The following is a 15,490-nucleotide window of genomic DNA, read 5'->3' on the forward strand; positions in this document are numbered from 1 at the left end:
GCAATTGTGGCCCACATTCTGATCACTTCTGGTCCAACGCGGCAATACATCGACCCAGTTCGTTACATGACCAACGGCTCTAGCGGCCGCATGGGCGCTTCTCTGGCAACCGCCGCAATCGCCGCCGGGCATGACGTCACCATCATCTCTGGCCCCGTTCAGGTCGATTATCCAGCCGCCGCTCGCGTCATCTCGGTGATCACCACCGAAGAAATGCTGGCCGCCTGCGAAGTCGAGTTCCCCCTTTGCGACGGCCTGATCGGCGTCGCGGCGCCTTGCGACTATCGCCCCGAACGGGTCGAAGGTCACAAGATCGCCAAAACGGGACAACCGCTCACGCTGCATCTGATTGAAACGCCCGACGTGGTCGCCACGATGGGCGCCAAAAAGAAGGCGGCTCAGTGGGTTGTCGGCTTTGCGCTAGAAACCGAAGACGCTCGGTTCCGCGCGCTGGTCAAGTTAGAGAAGAAGAACTGCGACCTGATCGTGCTAAACGGTCCCGAAGCGATGAACGCCGCAGAAAACCGGGTCGAGATCCTCGATCGAGCCGGCGAAGTCGTCGCGATGCTCTCCGGCCCCAAACAAGAAGTCGCCGCCGGCATCATGCAGGCGATTCAAATCAAGCTGATGAAGTCCGAGTAACAGTCGCTGCAACTCGCCAGCGAGGGAATGCTGCCTCCATTGAATGACACAATCGCCATCATCCTGGGAAACGAAATAAACATCGCTTTGCCAGAGATTACTAACATAACGCGGCGCTACTTTTGCTCTGCAGACGAAGCCAAAACGCTCTTATTTTATGACTGGCTCGAAGACCAACAGGGAGCTGTGTGCGGCCTCACGATTCATGTCGATGCTGCTTCACCGTTCGCAGCAAATCTGACATCGCGTCCTTACGTCACCTTCGATCCGTTTATGAAGCTGTGGTTCACCAACCAGCAAACGGGGACCGAGAGAGGCTTAGAGGCATTTGGAGACATTGACCTGATTGGGATGGAGAACAACGAGTATGCCGTGCTCGTCTCTACGTTTTGGCTCAACGATGGCGATCGAGAATATCTGCAGGATGCTTTTCGTCGGCCTACGAATCTGTAGCTGCTGCATAGAACCTGCCGCTCTATGCCCCCTATTACGCTCAGAGCCCCAGCCGCATTTCCTCACTTGGCGCATTTTGAAGTGGTGCGATTGGGTCGAAGAGCAGAATAGAACAGGGCTAGACCAGGGATAAAGAACCGTATTACACGGTCGGAATAGGGTCGAAAATCGTCACACGAGCCAGAGGCGCGAGCCGATGGAATGAGGTTGGCCACTTCAGTCCGAGTTGGGATCGCCGACTGTATTCCATCGGCTTGCGCCTCTGGCAGGTGTTCGCTTGGTTCAAAAAGGCGCCACTTCAAAACGTCAAATTTTAAGCCGGCAAACACAATCGCTTCGGTATCGGCCGCGGTTTCCCTGACTTGTCGACACAGGCCAATAGCGTTCGCCCGGTTGCGATCACCTCGTCGTCTCGCCGCACTTCGTAGCGATTCTCGATTCGCACGCCTTTGGCTTTGACGGTTTCGATGGAGATGCAGAGCAGGTCGTCAAAAACGGCCGCCGCCCGATATTTGCATTCGGCCTCGGCGACCACCAAATAAAGCCCGGACGCTTCCATCTCGCGATAGCTAAAGCCGGCCTCGCGCAACATTTCGGTCCGAACGACCTCAAAATACGTGATATAGTTCGCGTGATGAACGCGTGCCTGAGCGTCCGTTTCCTGGTAACGGACGCGAATATGCATTTCGAACTTCGTGATCACGACCACTCCGTTGGGCTACGTACAAGTTGACCGAAGATTAAGCGTATTCTATAGTTAGCGAAATCGAAAGGCGTCTCTCACCGCGCACTGGCGGGGTGAATTAGTCGACGAAAGGATGTCCATGAGCTCTGACGGCGAATCTGGTACCGATTATTTAACGATGCGTGGGCGAGATTACCCTTCGCTGCGGCAATTCACGGTGTTTCTCGAAAATCGGGTCGGGCAGCTCTTAGAAATTGTGCGTCGTTTCGAAGGCTCGAACGTCCGGATCGTCGCTTTGTCGATCAACGACGCGACGGAATGCGCCTTCGTGCGGTTCCTGCTCAGCGAACCGGAACAAGGCCGCGAGATCTTGGAACGCGCCGGTCTGGCGCTAATCGAAAGCGATTTGATCGGGATCGAATTGCCGCTCGGGCCCCAGCCGCTGTTGCAGGTTTGCACGGCGCTGCTGCAAGCCGAAGTGAACATCGTGCAGGCCTATCCCCTGCTGAACACGCCCAACGATCGTCCGGCCGTCGCGCTGATGACCGACAACATCGAAATGGCGATGGAAACGTTGGCCAGAAAAAACTTCCGTATTTTGAACGAACAAGATCTGAAGTTCGACGACGATTAATTTGGCTCATTCGCGCCAATCCGCATGATCCGCTCGATCGGCGACAAAGCCGAATTCTCTTCGCTCGCCAGCGACTGACAGGCCGAGTCGGGCACTCGCATCATTTAGAATTAACTGCACAATAAAGGATACCGCCCGCTCCTTGGCTCGCCGCACGTGCAAGCCGCAGACGCTCCCCTTTCGTCTGGTCGTTCATGATTCACGTTCGCGAACTTGTCAAAGCTTACGACGATCTCCGTCGCGGCCAATTCGTCGCGGTCGATCGCGTCAGCCTGTTCGCAATGCCGGGTCAGATCTATGGTCTGTTAGGCCCTAACGGCGCCGGCAAAACAACGGTGCTGCGAATCTTAAGCACGGTCCTTCGCCCCACCAGCGGTTCGGTTCAAGTCAACGGCTACGATGTGGTGACCGAGCCGGCGATGGTCCGCCGCCAGATCGGCTTCGTATCGACCAATACGGCCGTCTACGAGCGGATGACCGCTTGGGAAACCGTCGAATATTTTGGCCGCTTGTACGGGTTGGAAGAAGGCCTGCTGCAAGATCGGATGCGGATGATCTTTCAACGACTTCGCATGGAAGAAATGCGCGACGTTCTCGGCTCGAAAATGTCGACCGGGATGAAACAAAAAGTGTCGATCGCCCGCGCGATTGTCCACGATCCCCCGGTCCTGGTCTTTGATGAACCGACGCTTGGCCTCGACGTCTTTGTCGGTCGCGCCTTGCTGCAAATCATCGCCGAGCTGCGCGAGCAAGGGAAATGCATCATCTTTTCGTCGCACATCATGCGCGAAGTCGAAAAGCTGTGCGATCAGGTTGCGATCATGCATAAAGGGAAAATCCTCGCCGAGGGAACGCAAGCCGAACTACGCGATCGCTACTCCCAGCCCGATCTGGAAGAAATCTTCTTTCACTTGATCGGCGAACCTGAAGACATGGCCGACCATGCCGGAGCCGAACAAAGCTAAAACGCATGAGTTGGTACAACATCAAGCTGATCCTGTTCCGCGAATTGCGCGATCAAATGCGCGATCGCCGCACGCTTTTTTCGATCGTCATCTTGCCGGTCCTGCTCTACCCGCTGATGGGTCTGCTCGTGATGCAGGTAATGCAGTTTCGGCAGCAGAACCCGGCGCGGCTGCAAATTGTCGGCGCCGCCGAGTTGCCCGATTCGCCGCCGCTGTTGGATGGGGAGAACTTCTCCAGCGACCTCATGCTGAAAGATTGGTCGCCCGAGATGTTCGAGATCGAAATTCTCGAAGCGACGATCGATCCCGAAATCATTCGCCAAACGGCGCAAGACGCGATCGCCGCCGGCCAGTTTGACGCGCTCATTTACTTTCCGCCTGGTTTCGCCGAGCGGGTTGAGCAGTTTCGGGATCACGTCAACGGCGACGACTCATCCAACTCAAGCGACGCTCCGACCGAGTTTCCTCAGCCGCAAATCTTTGTCAATTCGGCGCGAGAAAAATCGATCGTCGCCCATCAGCGCTTTTCGACAATTTTGACGCGCTGGCGCGACAAAGTGATCGAGCGCAACCTGGCGGCGCATGATGTTCCGCCCGAAGTGACCAATCCATTTACCGTCGCCGAAATCGATCTCTCCGAAGATCCGGAACGTCGCACGTTTATCTGGTCCAAAATTTTTCCGTTTATCGTCGTCGTCTGGGCGCTGACCGGCGCCTTCTATCCGGCGATTGACTTGTGCGCCGGCGAAAAAGAACGCGGCACGCTCGAAACGTTGCTCTCGAGCCCGGCGCTGCGATCCGAAATCGTCGGCGGCAAACTGCTGGCGATCATGACGTTTAGCATCGCGACCTCTTTATTAAATCTCGCCAGCATGGGACTGACGGCGACTTTGGTGATGGGACAACTCTCGGCGGCCGGCGCCGCCAGCCGCTTGAATTTTGGACCGCCGCCGGTCTGGTCGGTCGGCTGGTTGCTGTTGGCTTTGATTCCAATGGCCGCGTTGTTCAGTGCGCTCGCTTTGGCGGTCGCGGCGCTGGCTCGCAGCAGCAAAGAAGGCCAGTATTATCTGTTGCCGCTGTTGATGGTCAATCTGCCGCTGGTGATTTTGCCGATCCTCCCTTCCGTCGAAATCGGTTTGGCGAACAGCTTAATTCCGGTGACCGGCGTCTTACTGCTGATGAAAACGTTGATGGAAGGGAACTACCATGACGCGTTGATCTATGCTCCCGGCGTCGTCCTGGTGACGACGGTCTGCATCTGGCTCTCGATCAAATGGGCGATTGATCAGTTCAACAACGAATCGGTGCTATTCAGCGAAAGCGAACGCTTTGATGTGAAAGCCTGGGCGATTCATCTCTACCGGGATCGACTCGCCACACCGAAGGCCGGCGCCGCGATCATGATCGGTCTGCTGATCTTGATGATCCGCTATTTCGCCGGTCCTCTCTTCACGTTACCAACCACAGGCGGCGGCTTCGTCGCTTACATTTTGTCGATCCAATTTTTGACCATCCTGCTGCCGGTCCTGCTTGCAGCCGCGCTGTTGGCTCGCAGCTGGCGCGAAACGTTTCTCCTCAAAATTCCCTACGTCATGACGGTCCCCGCGGCGATCTTGTTGGCGCTGGCCGTCCATCCTTTCTCGATCATGCTCGGGTCGTGGGTCCGCAATCAATTTCCGGTCGACGCCCAAACGACCCAGCAATTAGAAGAACTATTGGGCCCGGCGCTGGAAGGCTTGCCCTTTGTGGTCGTGATCCTGTTGATGGCGGCCCTTCCCGCGATCTGCGAAGAGTTCGCGTTCCGCGGCTTCATCCTCTCAGGCCTGCGGCACATGGGTCACAAATGGGGCGCGATCGTGATCACAGCCCTCTTCTTTGGGGCGACGCACGGCATGCTGCAGCAGTCGATCACAGCGACGGTGGTCGGCATTCTGGTCGGTTATCTCGCGGTGCAGTCGCGTAGTCTCTACGCTTGCATGGCGTATCACGTCACCCACAACAGCCTGGCGATCGGCTTGACGGCGCTGCGCGCCGAAGGAATCCAAGATTCAGACTGGTTGGCCTACATCTTCAAACCGACTCCGGCCGAGTCGGAGCTGGATCTCGCGGCGATCGTCGATCAAGCATTTCCGTACCAGCCGGTCTTGGTCGGGACTTGCGCCGTCGCGTTTGTCCTGCTGATCTATTATTTCGCCACGTTGCCGGCGACATTCTCGGACGAAGAACGCCTGCAAAAAGCGCTGACGCGGCAACCCTCGGATTCTGGCGCCGCAACGCGCAACTCGGCGAAAGAATCCGCCGCCCGCGAACAAGCGTAGAGCCCCCGCCGGGGCATTCCGCTCATCGTAGCCCGAGTGCGCAAGCCGAGGGAATGCGGCCTCTATCTAAAACAACCAACCCCCTTTTTTGAAACACGAATACCTTACGATCATTCGTGTTTCGTGCTTGATTCAACATTCGTCATTTGCCCAACAGAGTGGACAGGACCTAGCTGACTTAGGCCCGAAGAGTCCGTCCTAAACGAGCCCAGGGCGCTCGTCGCATAGCGACGGAGCCCTGGGCTAGAGCGGTTTCCTGCTAGCTGACCCATTTTGATTTTCCCACGATTGAAAGTGAAGACGGTGCTGCGCGGCACGTATCGACATCAGCCGCACGGCGTTAGCCGCACGGCGTTAGCCGCGGTTTTTGTCTCCAATTTTCCGTCGACAAAGAGTTCCTGTCAGAAACCGCGGCTAACGTCGTGCGGCTGATTTTGGGGGGAGAAGCTAGACGACAGGGGACTCTTTGTTCAGCTTGCTGAAAAGCGATCTAGGCTAGAACGCCCCCTCCGAAGCTCAGAGTTTTGCGCCGGGCCTTCCGCTTTCCTTGCGGGCGCATTCCCTCGCTGGCGGGCTAGTGTTGGGAGTGCTGAGTACGACCTATTTCTTGACCTCAATCTCCAACCCCAAGGCTTCCCCCTCGGGAAGATCGATGGTGGTCGTATAGTGGCTAAACAGGCTTTGGCCTAACGGGATTTCGGAATTTGGATCGCCTGTTCCATCATAGCCGTAAATTCGCACATTATAGGCGCCCCCTTGGTGCAATCGATCGGGTTGGAGTTCTGTCCCGAATCGACCATCGACGATATCGAAAGTTACGGCTATTCCAGAGTTGCTATTCTCCGAAGTGGGGCGCAATAGCAGGGTGCCTCTCGGCACCGGCTGACCTCGATACGTCACCATGCCAGCAATGGGAAACCCATCTGCGCTAGTCGAAAAGCAGCCGCTCGAAGCGGCTGCGGTAATCAGAATTAGTGAGAACGCCAGTTGATCGAGACGAGACATATCCTGCTCTCAATGGGTGAAGTTGATTGGTGATTTCTATCGTGTCAACAAGAGATTAGTTGTTGAGCGAAAAAACTTCTCCACCATTCATGCTGGCCATCGAAAGATAGTGATCAAAATCGATCGTCTCAGAAAGAAATTGAACGGAACCGTCTCCCTGCATCGACATGCAACCGCCTGGATGATTACTCCCGTAACTGATGCTATTGAAGCGACTCACAACATCGGAATTGATCGGAAACTCGACATTTTTACAGGGGATCATAAATTCGTTTTTTCGACCGCCGCGAGTCCACTCACGATATTTGGCGTCACTTCCATTGGCGAACACCCACGACTTTTCAGCGACAAAAGCGGTGTTGCTGAGCCCATCAACCACATCCCGGAACCGACGAACTTCGCCGTGATACCACATCCCCGACTTTGCAAAACCACCATAGCTGCCTGAGCCTGCATTGTGCGGGTAGTCGACGCTGGATGTCCCGGGAATGGTTCCGACTGGTCCCATCACGCCGTAGTAATGCATGGTGTAAAATTCTGTTTCTGCTTGCGACTTTTCCTGCGTAGAGCTCGGGCACATGTAGGCATCCACACGAATTTCGCGAAGCACGTCATTGGGGCTCACATTATAAGCCTTCGTAACATCAAACTGATCGTACAGCGACTTTTGCTCCAGAAATGGAAGGATCGAAACGTGCCAGCTCATATACGAAGCAGCTCCCCACGAACCGTAAGGAAATGCGCCATGCGTGTCGTGGTAGTTATGCAAAGCTAAACCAAGTTGCTTCATCTGGTTGGTGCAGGAGGTTCGCCGAGCCGCTTCGCGTGCTTGTTGCACCGCTGGCAACAAAAGGGCGATCAATACGCCAATAATGGCGATCACTACGAGTAGTTCCACAAGAGTGAATCCGGGGCGTGTTCGAGCCATATCGCTGTGATCCTAAAAAATGAAAATAAGAATGACGCTTTTCCCGATCGTATCAACCAAAGAGAAGCTGCAGAAAAAAGTGCGGAAACGGTAGGAATTGGGAGGTGTAGTAGTTACTTCAATGGAGTTTTTAATCGTAAAAGAACAAGCGTTTTAATGCAACAAGAAACTAGCAATTTAGGGTGGTTTGAATCCATCTCACCCGAAAGTTCCCAATTCTCACCGCAGCAATCAATTCGGTGCAAATTCTTGGTATCGACGTCTAGCCAGGGCTAGGTTAGAACGGCCGCTTCGGGCCTAAGATTCGCATGCCGACAAAGCTTCGCCCGCTTACCGCTTTTCTTGCAGCCGCATTCCTTCGGCTCGCGCAACGGGCTAGTGTTGGGAGCTTCTTGTTAGTCGATCGCTTCGATCGCATCCGACAATAGATCTTCAATCCTGTCGATCTTCCGTAGATCATCGATGATCGCGGGGTGGGCGAAGACGCGGACTTTTTTGACGTAGTCGTCGAACTGACGTTTGGCCAAAGTTTCTACCATGGGGGAGACCTGCCCCAGCATGCGGTATTTGCTTTCTTTGGGAGAGAAAATCTCGATGTTGAACTGCACTTCTAATTTGATCGGCGGTGCGTCGATCAAGATCTCGTGCGGCGCGATGCGGCGGGTCATGGTGGTGCTGAGGCGGTTGGCGAATTCAGCCGACAAGCGTTCTAACCAAGCGTAAGGACGACGCGCGATCAGATCATAAAAATCGGGGTTTTCGACAAAGCTATATTCAAGCAGCCGCTTGTAAACGCGCCGCGTCGGGCCGAACAAACCATACAGCAGGTCGCGTGCAGGTCCATTGCCGGCGGCGCCGCGCATCGATGCGATCATCGGTTGCTCGACCTGACGGAAGAGTGAATCGAGATCAAGCTGATCGTGCAGCATGTAGAAGGCCCGCTGGAACATCGCCGTGCTCGATCGGACGGCGTGATGCCAGTAGACTTCGCTGAACATGACGTAGCGGGCGAAGACCATCATCTCGGCGGCGGTCCGTCCTTTGTTGGTCAGCGCGAGCCCTGTGCCGGCTTCATTCAAACAAAGACTGCCGATCAACCGTTGTTGGTCAAAGTTCATTCCGTACGGAACGCCAGCGTGCAAACTATCGCGCCGCAGATAATCCATCTTGTCGACATCGATCGGCCCCGAGAGCAAACTTTGCAACACCTGCATTTTTTTGTTGCGGGGCTTTTCGGAAAGCAGCGCCACCACATCGCGCGGATTGATCCCCCAATCGTCCCGCAAGCAATCGGCGATCTCTCCTTCCAACAAAAAGCTGTTGGCGAACATCTCGTGCTGCGGCACGTTCGCTAGGCGCAAGTCTTCGATCGGGTGGCAAAAGGGCCAATGGCCCAGATCATGCAGCAGCGCCGCGACGATCAGCAGTTCGGCGTCGGCGGCGGTGATGATTTCGGCGAAACGCTCGTCATGCGCAAGTTGCTGCAAATAGAGGAGCGCCGTCCGGTAAACCCCCAGCGAATGCTCGAACCGGGTATGGTTGGCCGCCGGGTACACCAGCGAGACGAGCCCCAATTGGCTGATTTGCTGCAAACGGCGGAACTCGGGCGAGTCAATTAATTGCCGAACCCGCGGTGATAGCGGGACGTCCATCTCGGGGGGAATGCGGACGACTTGGCGCTTGACGTTGAGCCCGGCGACTTCGGGGATGTGCAAAATATCGGTCATTGGCCCGGTATACCGCGCTTCAGGGCGGCTGAGAAGACGACGAACCGAGTCCGCCCCAATCGACCAATCGGCCGTTTCCGCGAAACTTAACCGTTGCCGAGCGGCAACTGGGGCCATCGCTGGCGCGGGGGAACCTTTGCGCATTGGCCGCGTCCGTCTAGAATACGTGATTTCCCCCCTACCGGCAGCCCAAATTCGGGAATCCCCTGTGTTACGAACGCATACCTGCGGCGAACTTCGCGCCGCTCAAATCGACCTTGAAGTTACTTTGTGCGGCTGGGTCGACAGCTATCGCGACCATGGCGGCGGCCTCTTCATCGACTTGCGCGATCGCTATGGCAAGACGCAGGTCGTCTTTAGTCCGGAAAGCGGCGCCGCCGTGCAAGAAGCGGCTCGCGGCCTGCGCAACGAAGACGTGATCCAAGTTCGCGGCAAGGTCAGCGCGCGTCCTGAAGGAACGGTCAATCCCAAGTTGATCACCGGGGAAATCGAAATCCGCTGCGTCGAGCTGGAAATCCTGAACAAGTGCAAGACGCCCCCGTTTTTGCCAACGCAGCAAGATATGCCGGGCGAAGACCTGCGTCTGAAACATCGCTATCTCGATCTGCGTCGTCCGGCGATGCAAGAAACGCTGCTCCTGCGCAGTCGCATCATCAAAATGATGCGCGATTATTTTGAAGAACAACAATTCATCGACGTCGAAACGCCGATCCTGGGACGCAGCACGCCGGAAGGCGCTCGCGACTATTTGGTGCCCAGTCGCGTCCATCATGGTCACTTCTACGCGCTGCCGCAGTCGCCGCAGCTGTACAAGCAAATCTTGATGATGGCCGGCTACGATCGCTACGTACAGGTCGCACGCTGTTTCCGAGACGAAGACCTGCGAGCCGACCGTCAGCCGGAGTTCACCCAGTTGGACGTCGAAATGGCGTTTGTCGACAAAGACGACGTAATCGGCATCATCGACGGCCTGGTCCAACGGACCGCCAAAGAACTGAAAGGGCTCGACATTCAATTGCCGCTGCCGCAAATGACCTATGACGAAGCGATGGAGCGTTTTGGTCACGACGCGCCCGACTTGCGGTTTGGCATGGAACTGGTCGACGCGACCGACCTGGCCGCTCAGGCCGAATTCCGCGTCTTCAAAGCGGTCGCCGAAGCTGGTAACCGCGTCCGCGGCATCAACGCCAAAGGCGCCGCCGACAAGTACTCGCGCCGCTTGATCGACGAATTGACCGAGTTCGTCTCGAACGACTTTGGCGCCAAGGGGCTCGCTTGGTTCAAGTGCGAAGCGGACGGCAAATTGGCCTCGCCGATCGCCAAAAACTTTACCGAAGAGCTGCTGGCCAAGTTCAAAGAGCGCTTCGACGCGGAGCCCGGCGACTTGATCTTGATTGTTGCTGACAAGTTCAGCGTCACCTGCAAGGCGCTGTACGCACTGCGGAAACGCTTGGCCGCCGAGCTGAAATTGTACGATCCGAAGCAGATGCACTTCTCGTGGATCGTCGAGTTCCCGATGTTCGACCATGACGAAGAAGAAGATCGCTGGGTCGCGATGCATCACCCCTTCACCGCGCCGCGTCCGCAAGACTTAGAGCACCTGGCGAGCGATCCCGGCCAATGCCGCGCGGTCGCCTACGACCTGGTGATCAACGGCAGCGAAGCCGGCGGCGGCACCATGCGGATCCACGACAACAAAGTGCAGCAACAGGTCTTTGGCCTGTTGGGGATGACGCCGGAAGACGCCAAAGAACGCTTCGGATTTTTGCTCGACGCGTTGCAATATGGCGCTCCGCCGCACGGCGGCATCGCGCTGGGGATCGATCGCTGGGTGATGCTGTTCGGCGGCTTAGATAACATCCGCGACTGTATCGCTTTCCCGAAGACGCAGCGGGCCGCCGACCTGATGACCGATGCGCCCGGCAATGTCGATCGCAAACAGTTGGAAGAACTGGCGATCAAGATCCTGCGCCCTGACGAGCTGAAGAAATAGCCGCTATTGGTCCTGTGTTTTGCGATAGGTTCGCAGTTCGTAATCGAGAACCGGCGTCGTAGCGACCAATCGCCACTCGCTGTGGTTTGGCATTTCGTCGGAGAGCGGTTCACGCGAATCGACGATCAAGGTCTGCACGCCGAAGTCCTCAAAATCCTGCTGCGCTGCGGTCCAATCGGCTGCAAACGTCTTGCCTAAATAGGGCTGCTTGGCATAGTACGAAACCAAGAGCCCGTCTTGCCAGCGATCACCAATCATCGCGATTGGTCCTTGGATCTGTTCGGCTTGCAGTTGATTACCCAAGCGATGCTGAACACGTCCCGAAGCTCGTTCACTGATTGCGTCTCGCAGCAGATAAAAAGAAGGCCGCAGCGAGCAACTGCAAACCAGATAGATCGCAAAGCCCAGCGGCACAAAGCGTCGCCAGGGGGATGGTTGCTGGTCAGACTGCGGATTGACGGCGATCAGTTGCTCGCAAAACGCCCACAACTGCGCGATGCACAGCGGCATGAGCACAGGCCACATATAGCGAATCTCGAACGCGACCGGCATAAATCCGCCGGCATAGATGCCGCACGTGAGGATCATCCAGACGACCAGAAAACGAGCGCGGACCGGTCCGTGAACCAGGGCAGACAACCAGACCAGGAAGAGCGCCGCCGGAAACAGCCCGAAGACGTCAAAGACCCAAAATCCTTCGACAATCTTCCGAGCATTGCTTTTGAAATGCCGCAATTGGCGCATCACGTTTTCGGTGGACGAGATCGGAGACCAATCTTCAAACTCGAGCTTCTCCGGCGTTTCCCAGACGTTGATGCGTCCCTCGACCGGCGATTGCAACTTGTACAGCACGTGCCAATCAAAGTCTTCGATGCCAACCTGGTAGTGATTGAACGCCCCCGAGTTGGAAAAAGTAAACCGGCCGTATTTGCTTGATAAAATTCCGATCCACGGCCCCGCGACAATCGCAAAGACCAGAACGCCAACTCCCCAACCAGCGCACGCTTTCCAGAAAGCGGTCTCTTTGCGATCGGTGAAGTATCGGATCGCAACGCAAAAGGTGAAGTGCGCCAGAAAGAAGGGAAACGCATACGCTTTGGCGAGAAACGCAACCGCGCCCAATGCTCCGGCCGCGGCGGCATACCGCCAGTCGGTCAGTAGGCGGTTCGAAGCGGACAGCGGAAAATAGAGCAACAAAAACAATGCGATCGCGACGTCCGGTGTCGTTAATGCACAACTCCAAGCAACGCAAGTCAGCGTGGCGATCAGGCCAACGACCCACTGCCCGCGAGTCTTTAATTCAAATATATGGGTGGTCGCCCCAATGGCCGCGGCGACATAGCTCACACCCACGATCCCCTGCGCGATTCGAAATCCGACGACAGGATCGAGGCCGGCGGCAATCATCGGCGCTGAGAGGATCGACAGCAGCGGGCTCCAGTATCCCGAAGCGGCCTGCCACAGATCGCCGCGCGCAAAAAAGTCGGCTTGCTGAACGTACGCGGTTCCATCCGGGCCGATAGCGTACAAAACCCAAGGAGCGCAGAGAGCGAATAACGCGACGAAGAGCGTCTGGCAAACGAGAACAATTTTCCAGCGTACCACGGAATTTTACGGGGATATTTTGGAGCGATGGACCCACGACAACTGCGTTTTCCCTGAAGGCGAAGCGTCTGCCGTAGTGCGAAACAAGCTGACCAAGGTAACCGAAGCAGGCGAAGCCGAAGCTTCGTCGATGCAGATCAACGCTGGTCAGCGCCGCAATCAAACAAAAACGCTACAGACTAAAAGGGAACCGCTCTAGGGGCGTACTCAAAAGAATAGCCCGCACCTTGCGGTGCGGGCCATCAAATGTCGATCATTCTCGAAATATCGGTTTTAACGCGCGGCGACGTAAACTCGCATCGAGCGTTCCGGCATGACAAACTTGCCGGAAGCAGGGGGACGCGGGCCGTTCAAATCAGGATAAACGTCGGCCGGCGGTTCGGCGGCGGTGTCGACAAACATTCGCCAGCTGGTCGCTTTGGCGACCGGCGGCAGAATAAACTGCGCCGGCGCCGCACTGGCGTTCATGATCAACAGCACGTCACGGCCGACGCCATGCGGATCGTTGAACGGCTCGGGAGCCGCCAAGACGCAAGTCAGCGTCCCTTCGGCCGCGTCCCAGGTGACCGCCGTTCCGAGCGCGCTATACCAGTTGACGTCAAACAACCCGCGACGTCCGGTCGGCTTTCCGCTGAGGAAGTGTTTCTGCCGCACGGTCGGCTGATCGCGTCGGAACGCAACCAACGCTTTAACAAACCGTCGCAGGTCGGCGTTCTTCTCGACCAGCTTCCAGTTCATGTAGGAGATTTCGTTGTCTTGGCAGTAGGCGTTGTTGTTGCCCCCCTGCGTTCGACGACATTCGTCTCCCATCAAGATCATCGGCACTCCCTGCGACAGCAGCAGGGTGGTCATCATGTTCTTGATTTGCCGCTGACGCGTTTTCTCGATGCTGCGACGACGCGTCGGGCCTTCCACGCCATAGTTGTAGCTGATGTTGTGGTTGTCGCCATCGCGATTGTTTTCGCCGTTAGCTTCGTTGTGCTTATCGTTGTACGACACCATGTCGTTCATCGGAAAGCCGTCGTGCGACGTGATGAAGTTAATACTGTGGTACGGCTGACGTCCGCCCGGTTGATACAGGTCGCTGGAACCCGCCAAACGCGTCGCCAAGGCGCCAAGTTTGCCGGGATCGCCGCGCCAGAACGAACGGAGGTCGTCACGATACCGCCCGTTCCATTCGGCCCAACGCATGTTGGCGAATGAACCGACCTGGTAGGCGCCGGCGGCGTCCCAAGCTTCGGCGATGATCTTGGTGTCGGCCAACAACGGGTCTTCGGCGATCGCTTCGACCAGCGGCGGATTCGGCACCAGGTTGCCGTTGCGATCGCGGCTTAAAATCGACGCCAGATCGAAGCGGAAACCATCGATATGGTAGTTGTGAACCCAATGTCGCAGACTATGGAAGATCATCTCGCGGACGATCGGATGGTTGCCGTTGACCGTGTTCCCGCAGCCAGAATAGTTTTTATAATGGCTGCCGCCGTTGGCCATCATGTAGTAGACCTGGTTCTCGAGCCCTTTGAAGCCGAGGATCGGCCCCATCTCGTTCCCTTCGCAAGTATGGTTGTAGACGACGTCGAGAATGACCTCGATCCCTGCCTGATGCAGCGCCTTGACCATCTCTTTGAATTCGCGAACCTGGCCGCCTGGTTCTTTGCTGGCGGCGTAACCTCGATGCGGCGCAAAGAACGCCATCGAGTCGTAGCCCCAGTAGTTGTTACGGGTCGGCTTTTCACCGGTCATCATGTCCATGATCGGAAATTCATGGACCGGCATCAGTTCGACCGCGGTCACGCCAAGCGATTTCAGATACGGAATCTTCTCGACCACGCCGGCGTAGGTGCCTGGATTTTTGACTCCAGACGTATCGCTGGCCGTAAAGCCTTTGACGTGCATCTCGTAGATAATCGATTCCGACAAATCACGGCGGAGATGGCGATCTCCTTCCCAGTTAAACTGGTCATCGACCACGACGCATTTAGGCGGTCGCACAATGCCGTCGAGAGCCGGCTGAAACGTTCCGGCCAAAGCTTTGGCGTACGGATCGATCAAGCGCGCTCGACCGTCAAACAGCATTCCGCGGCTTGGATCGTACGGACCTTCGGCTTGGAAGTGATACAGTTGGCCGGCGCTGACGCCTGGAACAAAGATGCTCCAGATGTCGCCCCAACGGTCGGTGTCTCGATCGAAATCGATAATTTCCGACGGCTCGGTATCGTCCACCGATTTGTACATCAGCAGTCGCATCGCCGTCGCGTTGCGACTGAAGACGACAAACTGAACGCCTCGCTCGTGCAGCACGGCGCCGTACGGAAGGATATGAGTAAACTGTAACTCTGGGTGGGGATAAACCATAAGCATAGGTGACGACATTGCTCCTTCGTCAGACGGGCTTCCTCGCATCAGCGATTAAAAGCTAACACCCGACTTGAAGTCGTGTCGTGGAAATCACCCCTCGCTATTTTGTTTTTTGGGATCTAGTCGCTTGTTGCATCATCTGGCGAAACAATAGCTTAGGGTCAACGGTGAAGCACT

The 15,490-nt window shown here is 56.3% G+C and carries 12 protein-coding genes; 6 read left to right on the forward strand and 6 right to left on the reverse strand.

The window, feature by feature from the left end:
- Positions 1-6: 6 nt before the first annotated feature.
- The gene (locus M4951_RS17325) at positions 7-642 is read left to right on the forward strand and encodes a phosphopantothenoylcysteine decarboxylase (protein WP_262022899.1); all 636 of its coding nucleotides are present in this window, start codon (positions 7-9) and stop codon (positions 640-642) included.
- 27 nt (positions 643-669) lie between these two features.
- Entirely contained in the window at positions 670-1,095 is a 426-nt protein-coding gene (locus tag M4951_RS17330; RefSeq protein WP_262022900.1) for a hypothetical protein, read from the forward strand.
- A 313-nt stretch (positions 1,096-1,408) separates the two neighbouring features.
- Here the strand turns inward: M4951_RS17330 and M4951_RS17335 are convergent, their stop codons facing one another.
- A complete protein-coding gene (locus M4951_RS17335) occupies positions 1,409-1,798 on the reverse strand; it encodes an acyl-CoA thioesterase (RefSeq protein WP_262022901.1) in 390 nt (129 codons plus the stop codon).
- A gap of 121 nt (positions 1,799-1,919) precedes the next feature.
- On the opposite strand from M4951_RS17335, the gene M4951_RS17340 reads away from it, so the two are divergent.
- The 3 genes from M4951_RS17340 to M4951_RS17350 all read left to right on the forward strand — a co-directional run bounded on the left by M4951_RS17340 (position 1,920) and on the right by M4951_RS17350 (position 5,697).
- The gene (locus M4951_RS17340; RefSeq protein ID WP_262022902.1) at positions 1,920-2,414 is read left to right on the forward strand and encodes an acetolactate synthase; all 495 of its coding nucleotides are present in this window, start codon (positions 1,920-1,922) and stop codon (positions 2,412-2,414) included.
- 194 nt (positions 2,415-2,608) lie between these two features.
- On the forward strand, positions 2,609-3,379 hold the full coding sequence (locus M4951_RS17345) for an ATP-binding cassette domain-containing protein (RefSeq protein ID WP_002654522.1): 771 nt from the start codon (positions 2,609-2,611) through the stop codon (positions 3,377-3,379).
- A gap of 5 nt (positions 3,380-3,384) precedes the next feature.
- Positions 3,385-5,697 (forward strand): ABC transporter permease subunit/CPBP intramembrane protease, encoded by a 2,313-nt coding sequence (locus tag M4951_RS17350; RefSeq protein ID WP_262022903.1) that lies wholly within the window; start codon positions 3,385-3,387, stop codon positions 5,695-5,697.
- Positions 5,698-6,297: 600 nt separating this feature from the next.
- Here the strand turns inward: M4951_RS17350 and M4951_RS17355 are convergent.
- From M4951_RS17355 to M4951_RS17365, 3 genes are all read right to left on the reverse strand, one after another.
- The gene (locus tag M4951_RS17355) at positions 6,298-6,702 is read right to left on the reverse strand and encodes a hypothetical protein (protein ID WP_262022904.1); all 405 of its coding nucleotides are present in this window, start codon (positions 6,700-6,702) and stop codon (positions 6,298-6,300) included.
- Positions 6,703-6,757: 55 nt separating this feature from the next.
- On the reverse strand, positions 6,758-7,630 hold the full coding sequence (locus tag M4951_RS17360; protein ID WP_262022905.1) for a DUF1559 domain-containing protein: 873 nt from the start codon (positions 7,628-7,630) through the stop codon (positions 6,758-6,760).
- Between the two features lie 395 nt (positions 7,631-8,025).
- The gene (locus M4951_RS17365) at positions 8,026-9,357 is read right to left on the reverse strand and encodes an HD domain-containing protein (protein ID WP_262022906.1); all 1,332 of its coding nucleotides are present in this window, start codon (positions 9,355-9,357) and stop codon (positions 8,026-8,028) included.
- 208 nt (positions 9,358-9,565) lie between these two features.
- On the opposite strand from M4951_RS17365, the gene aspS reads away from it, so the two are divergent.
- Positions 9,566-11,350, forward strand: coding sequence for an aspartate--tRNA ligase (gene aspS, locus M4951_RS17370; RefSeq protein ID WP_262022907.1), 1,785 nt, complete (start codon positions 9,566-9,568; stop codon positions 11,348-11,350).
- A 3-nt stretch (positions 11,351-11,353) separates the two neighbouring features.
- Here the strand turns inward: aspS and M4951_RS17375 are convergent, their stop codons facing one another.
- Together M4951_RS17375 and glgX are read right to left on the reverse strand one after the other, a co-directional pair.
- On the reverse strand, positions 11,354-12,955 hold the full coding sequence (locus M4951_RS17375) for a hypothetical protein (RefSeq protein WP_262022908.1): 1,602 nt from the start codon (positions 12,953-12,955) through the stop codon (positions 11,354-11,356).
- 273 nt (positions 12,956-13,228) lie between these two features.
- Positions 13,229-15,316: a glycogen debranching protein GlgX gene (gene glgX / locus M4951_RS17380; RefSeq protein ID WP_262026934.1), complete on the reverse strand. Its 2,088-nt coding sequence runs from the start codon at positions 15,314-15,316 to the stop codon at positions 13,229-13,231.
- Between the last annotated feature and the right edge of the window lie 174 nt (positions 15,317-15,490).

Source organism: Blastopirellula sp. J2-11 (assembly GCF_024584705.1).
In the GTDB taxonomy this organism is placed as follows: domain Bacteria; phylum Planctomycetota; class Planctomycetia; order Pirellulales; family Pirellulaceae; genus Blastopirellula.

Excerpts from the sequence above, each read along its gene's own strand:
- M4951_RS17345 (WP_002654522.1), top strand. The coding sequence starts at position 2,609 with ATGATTCACGTTCGCGAACTTGTCAAAGCTTACGACGATCTCCGTCGC.
- M4951_RS17350 (WP_262022903.1), top strand. The coding sequence starts at position 3,385 with ATGAGTTGGTACAACATCAAGCTGATCCTGTTCCGCGAATTGCGCGAT.
- M4951_RS17340 (WP_262022902.1), top strand. The coding sequence starts at position 1,920 with ATGAGCTCTGACGGCGAATCTGGTACCGATTATTTAACGATGCGTGGG.
- glgX (WP_262026934.1), bottom strand. The coding sequence starts at position 15,316 with ATGCTTATGGTTTATCCCCACCCAGAGTTACAGTTTACTCATATCCTT.
- M4951_RS17365 (WP_262022906.1), bottom strand. The coding sequence starts at position 9,357 with ATGACCGATATTTTGCACATCCCCGAAGTCGCCGGGCTCAACGTCAAG.
- M4951_RS17360 (WP_262022905.1), bottom strand. The coding sequence starts at position 7,630 with ATGGCTCGAACACGCCCCGGATTCACTCTTGTGGAACTACTCGTAGTG.
- M4951_RS17355 (WP_262022904.1), bottom strand. The coding sequence starts at position 6,702 with ATGTCTCGTCTCGATCAACTGGCGTTCTCACTAATTCTGATTACCGCA.
- M4951_RS17330 (WP_262022900.1), top strand. The coding sequence starts at position 670 with ATGCTGCCTCCATTGAATGACACAATCGCCATCATCCTGGGAAACGAA.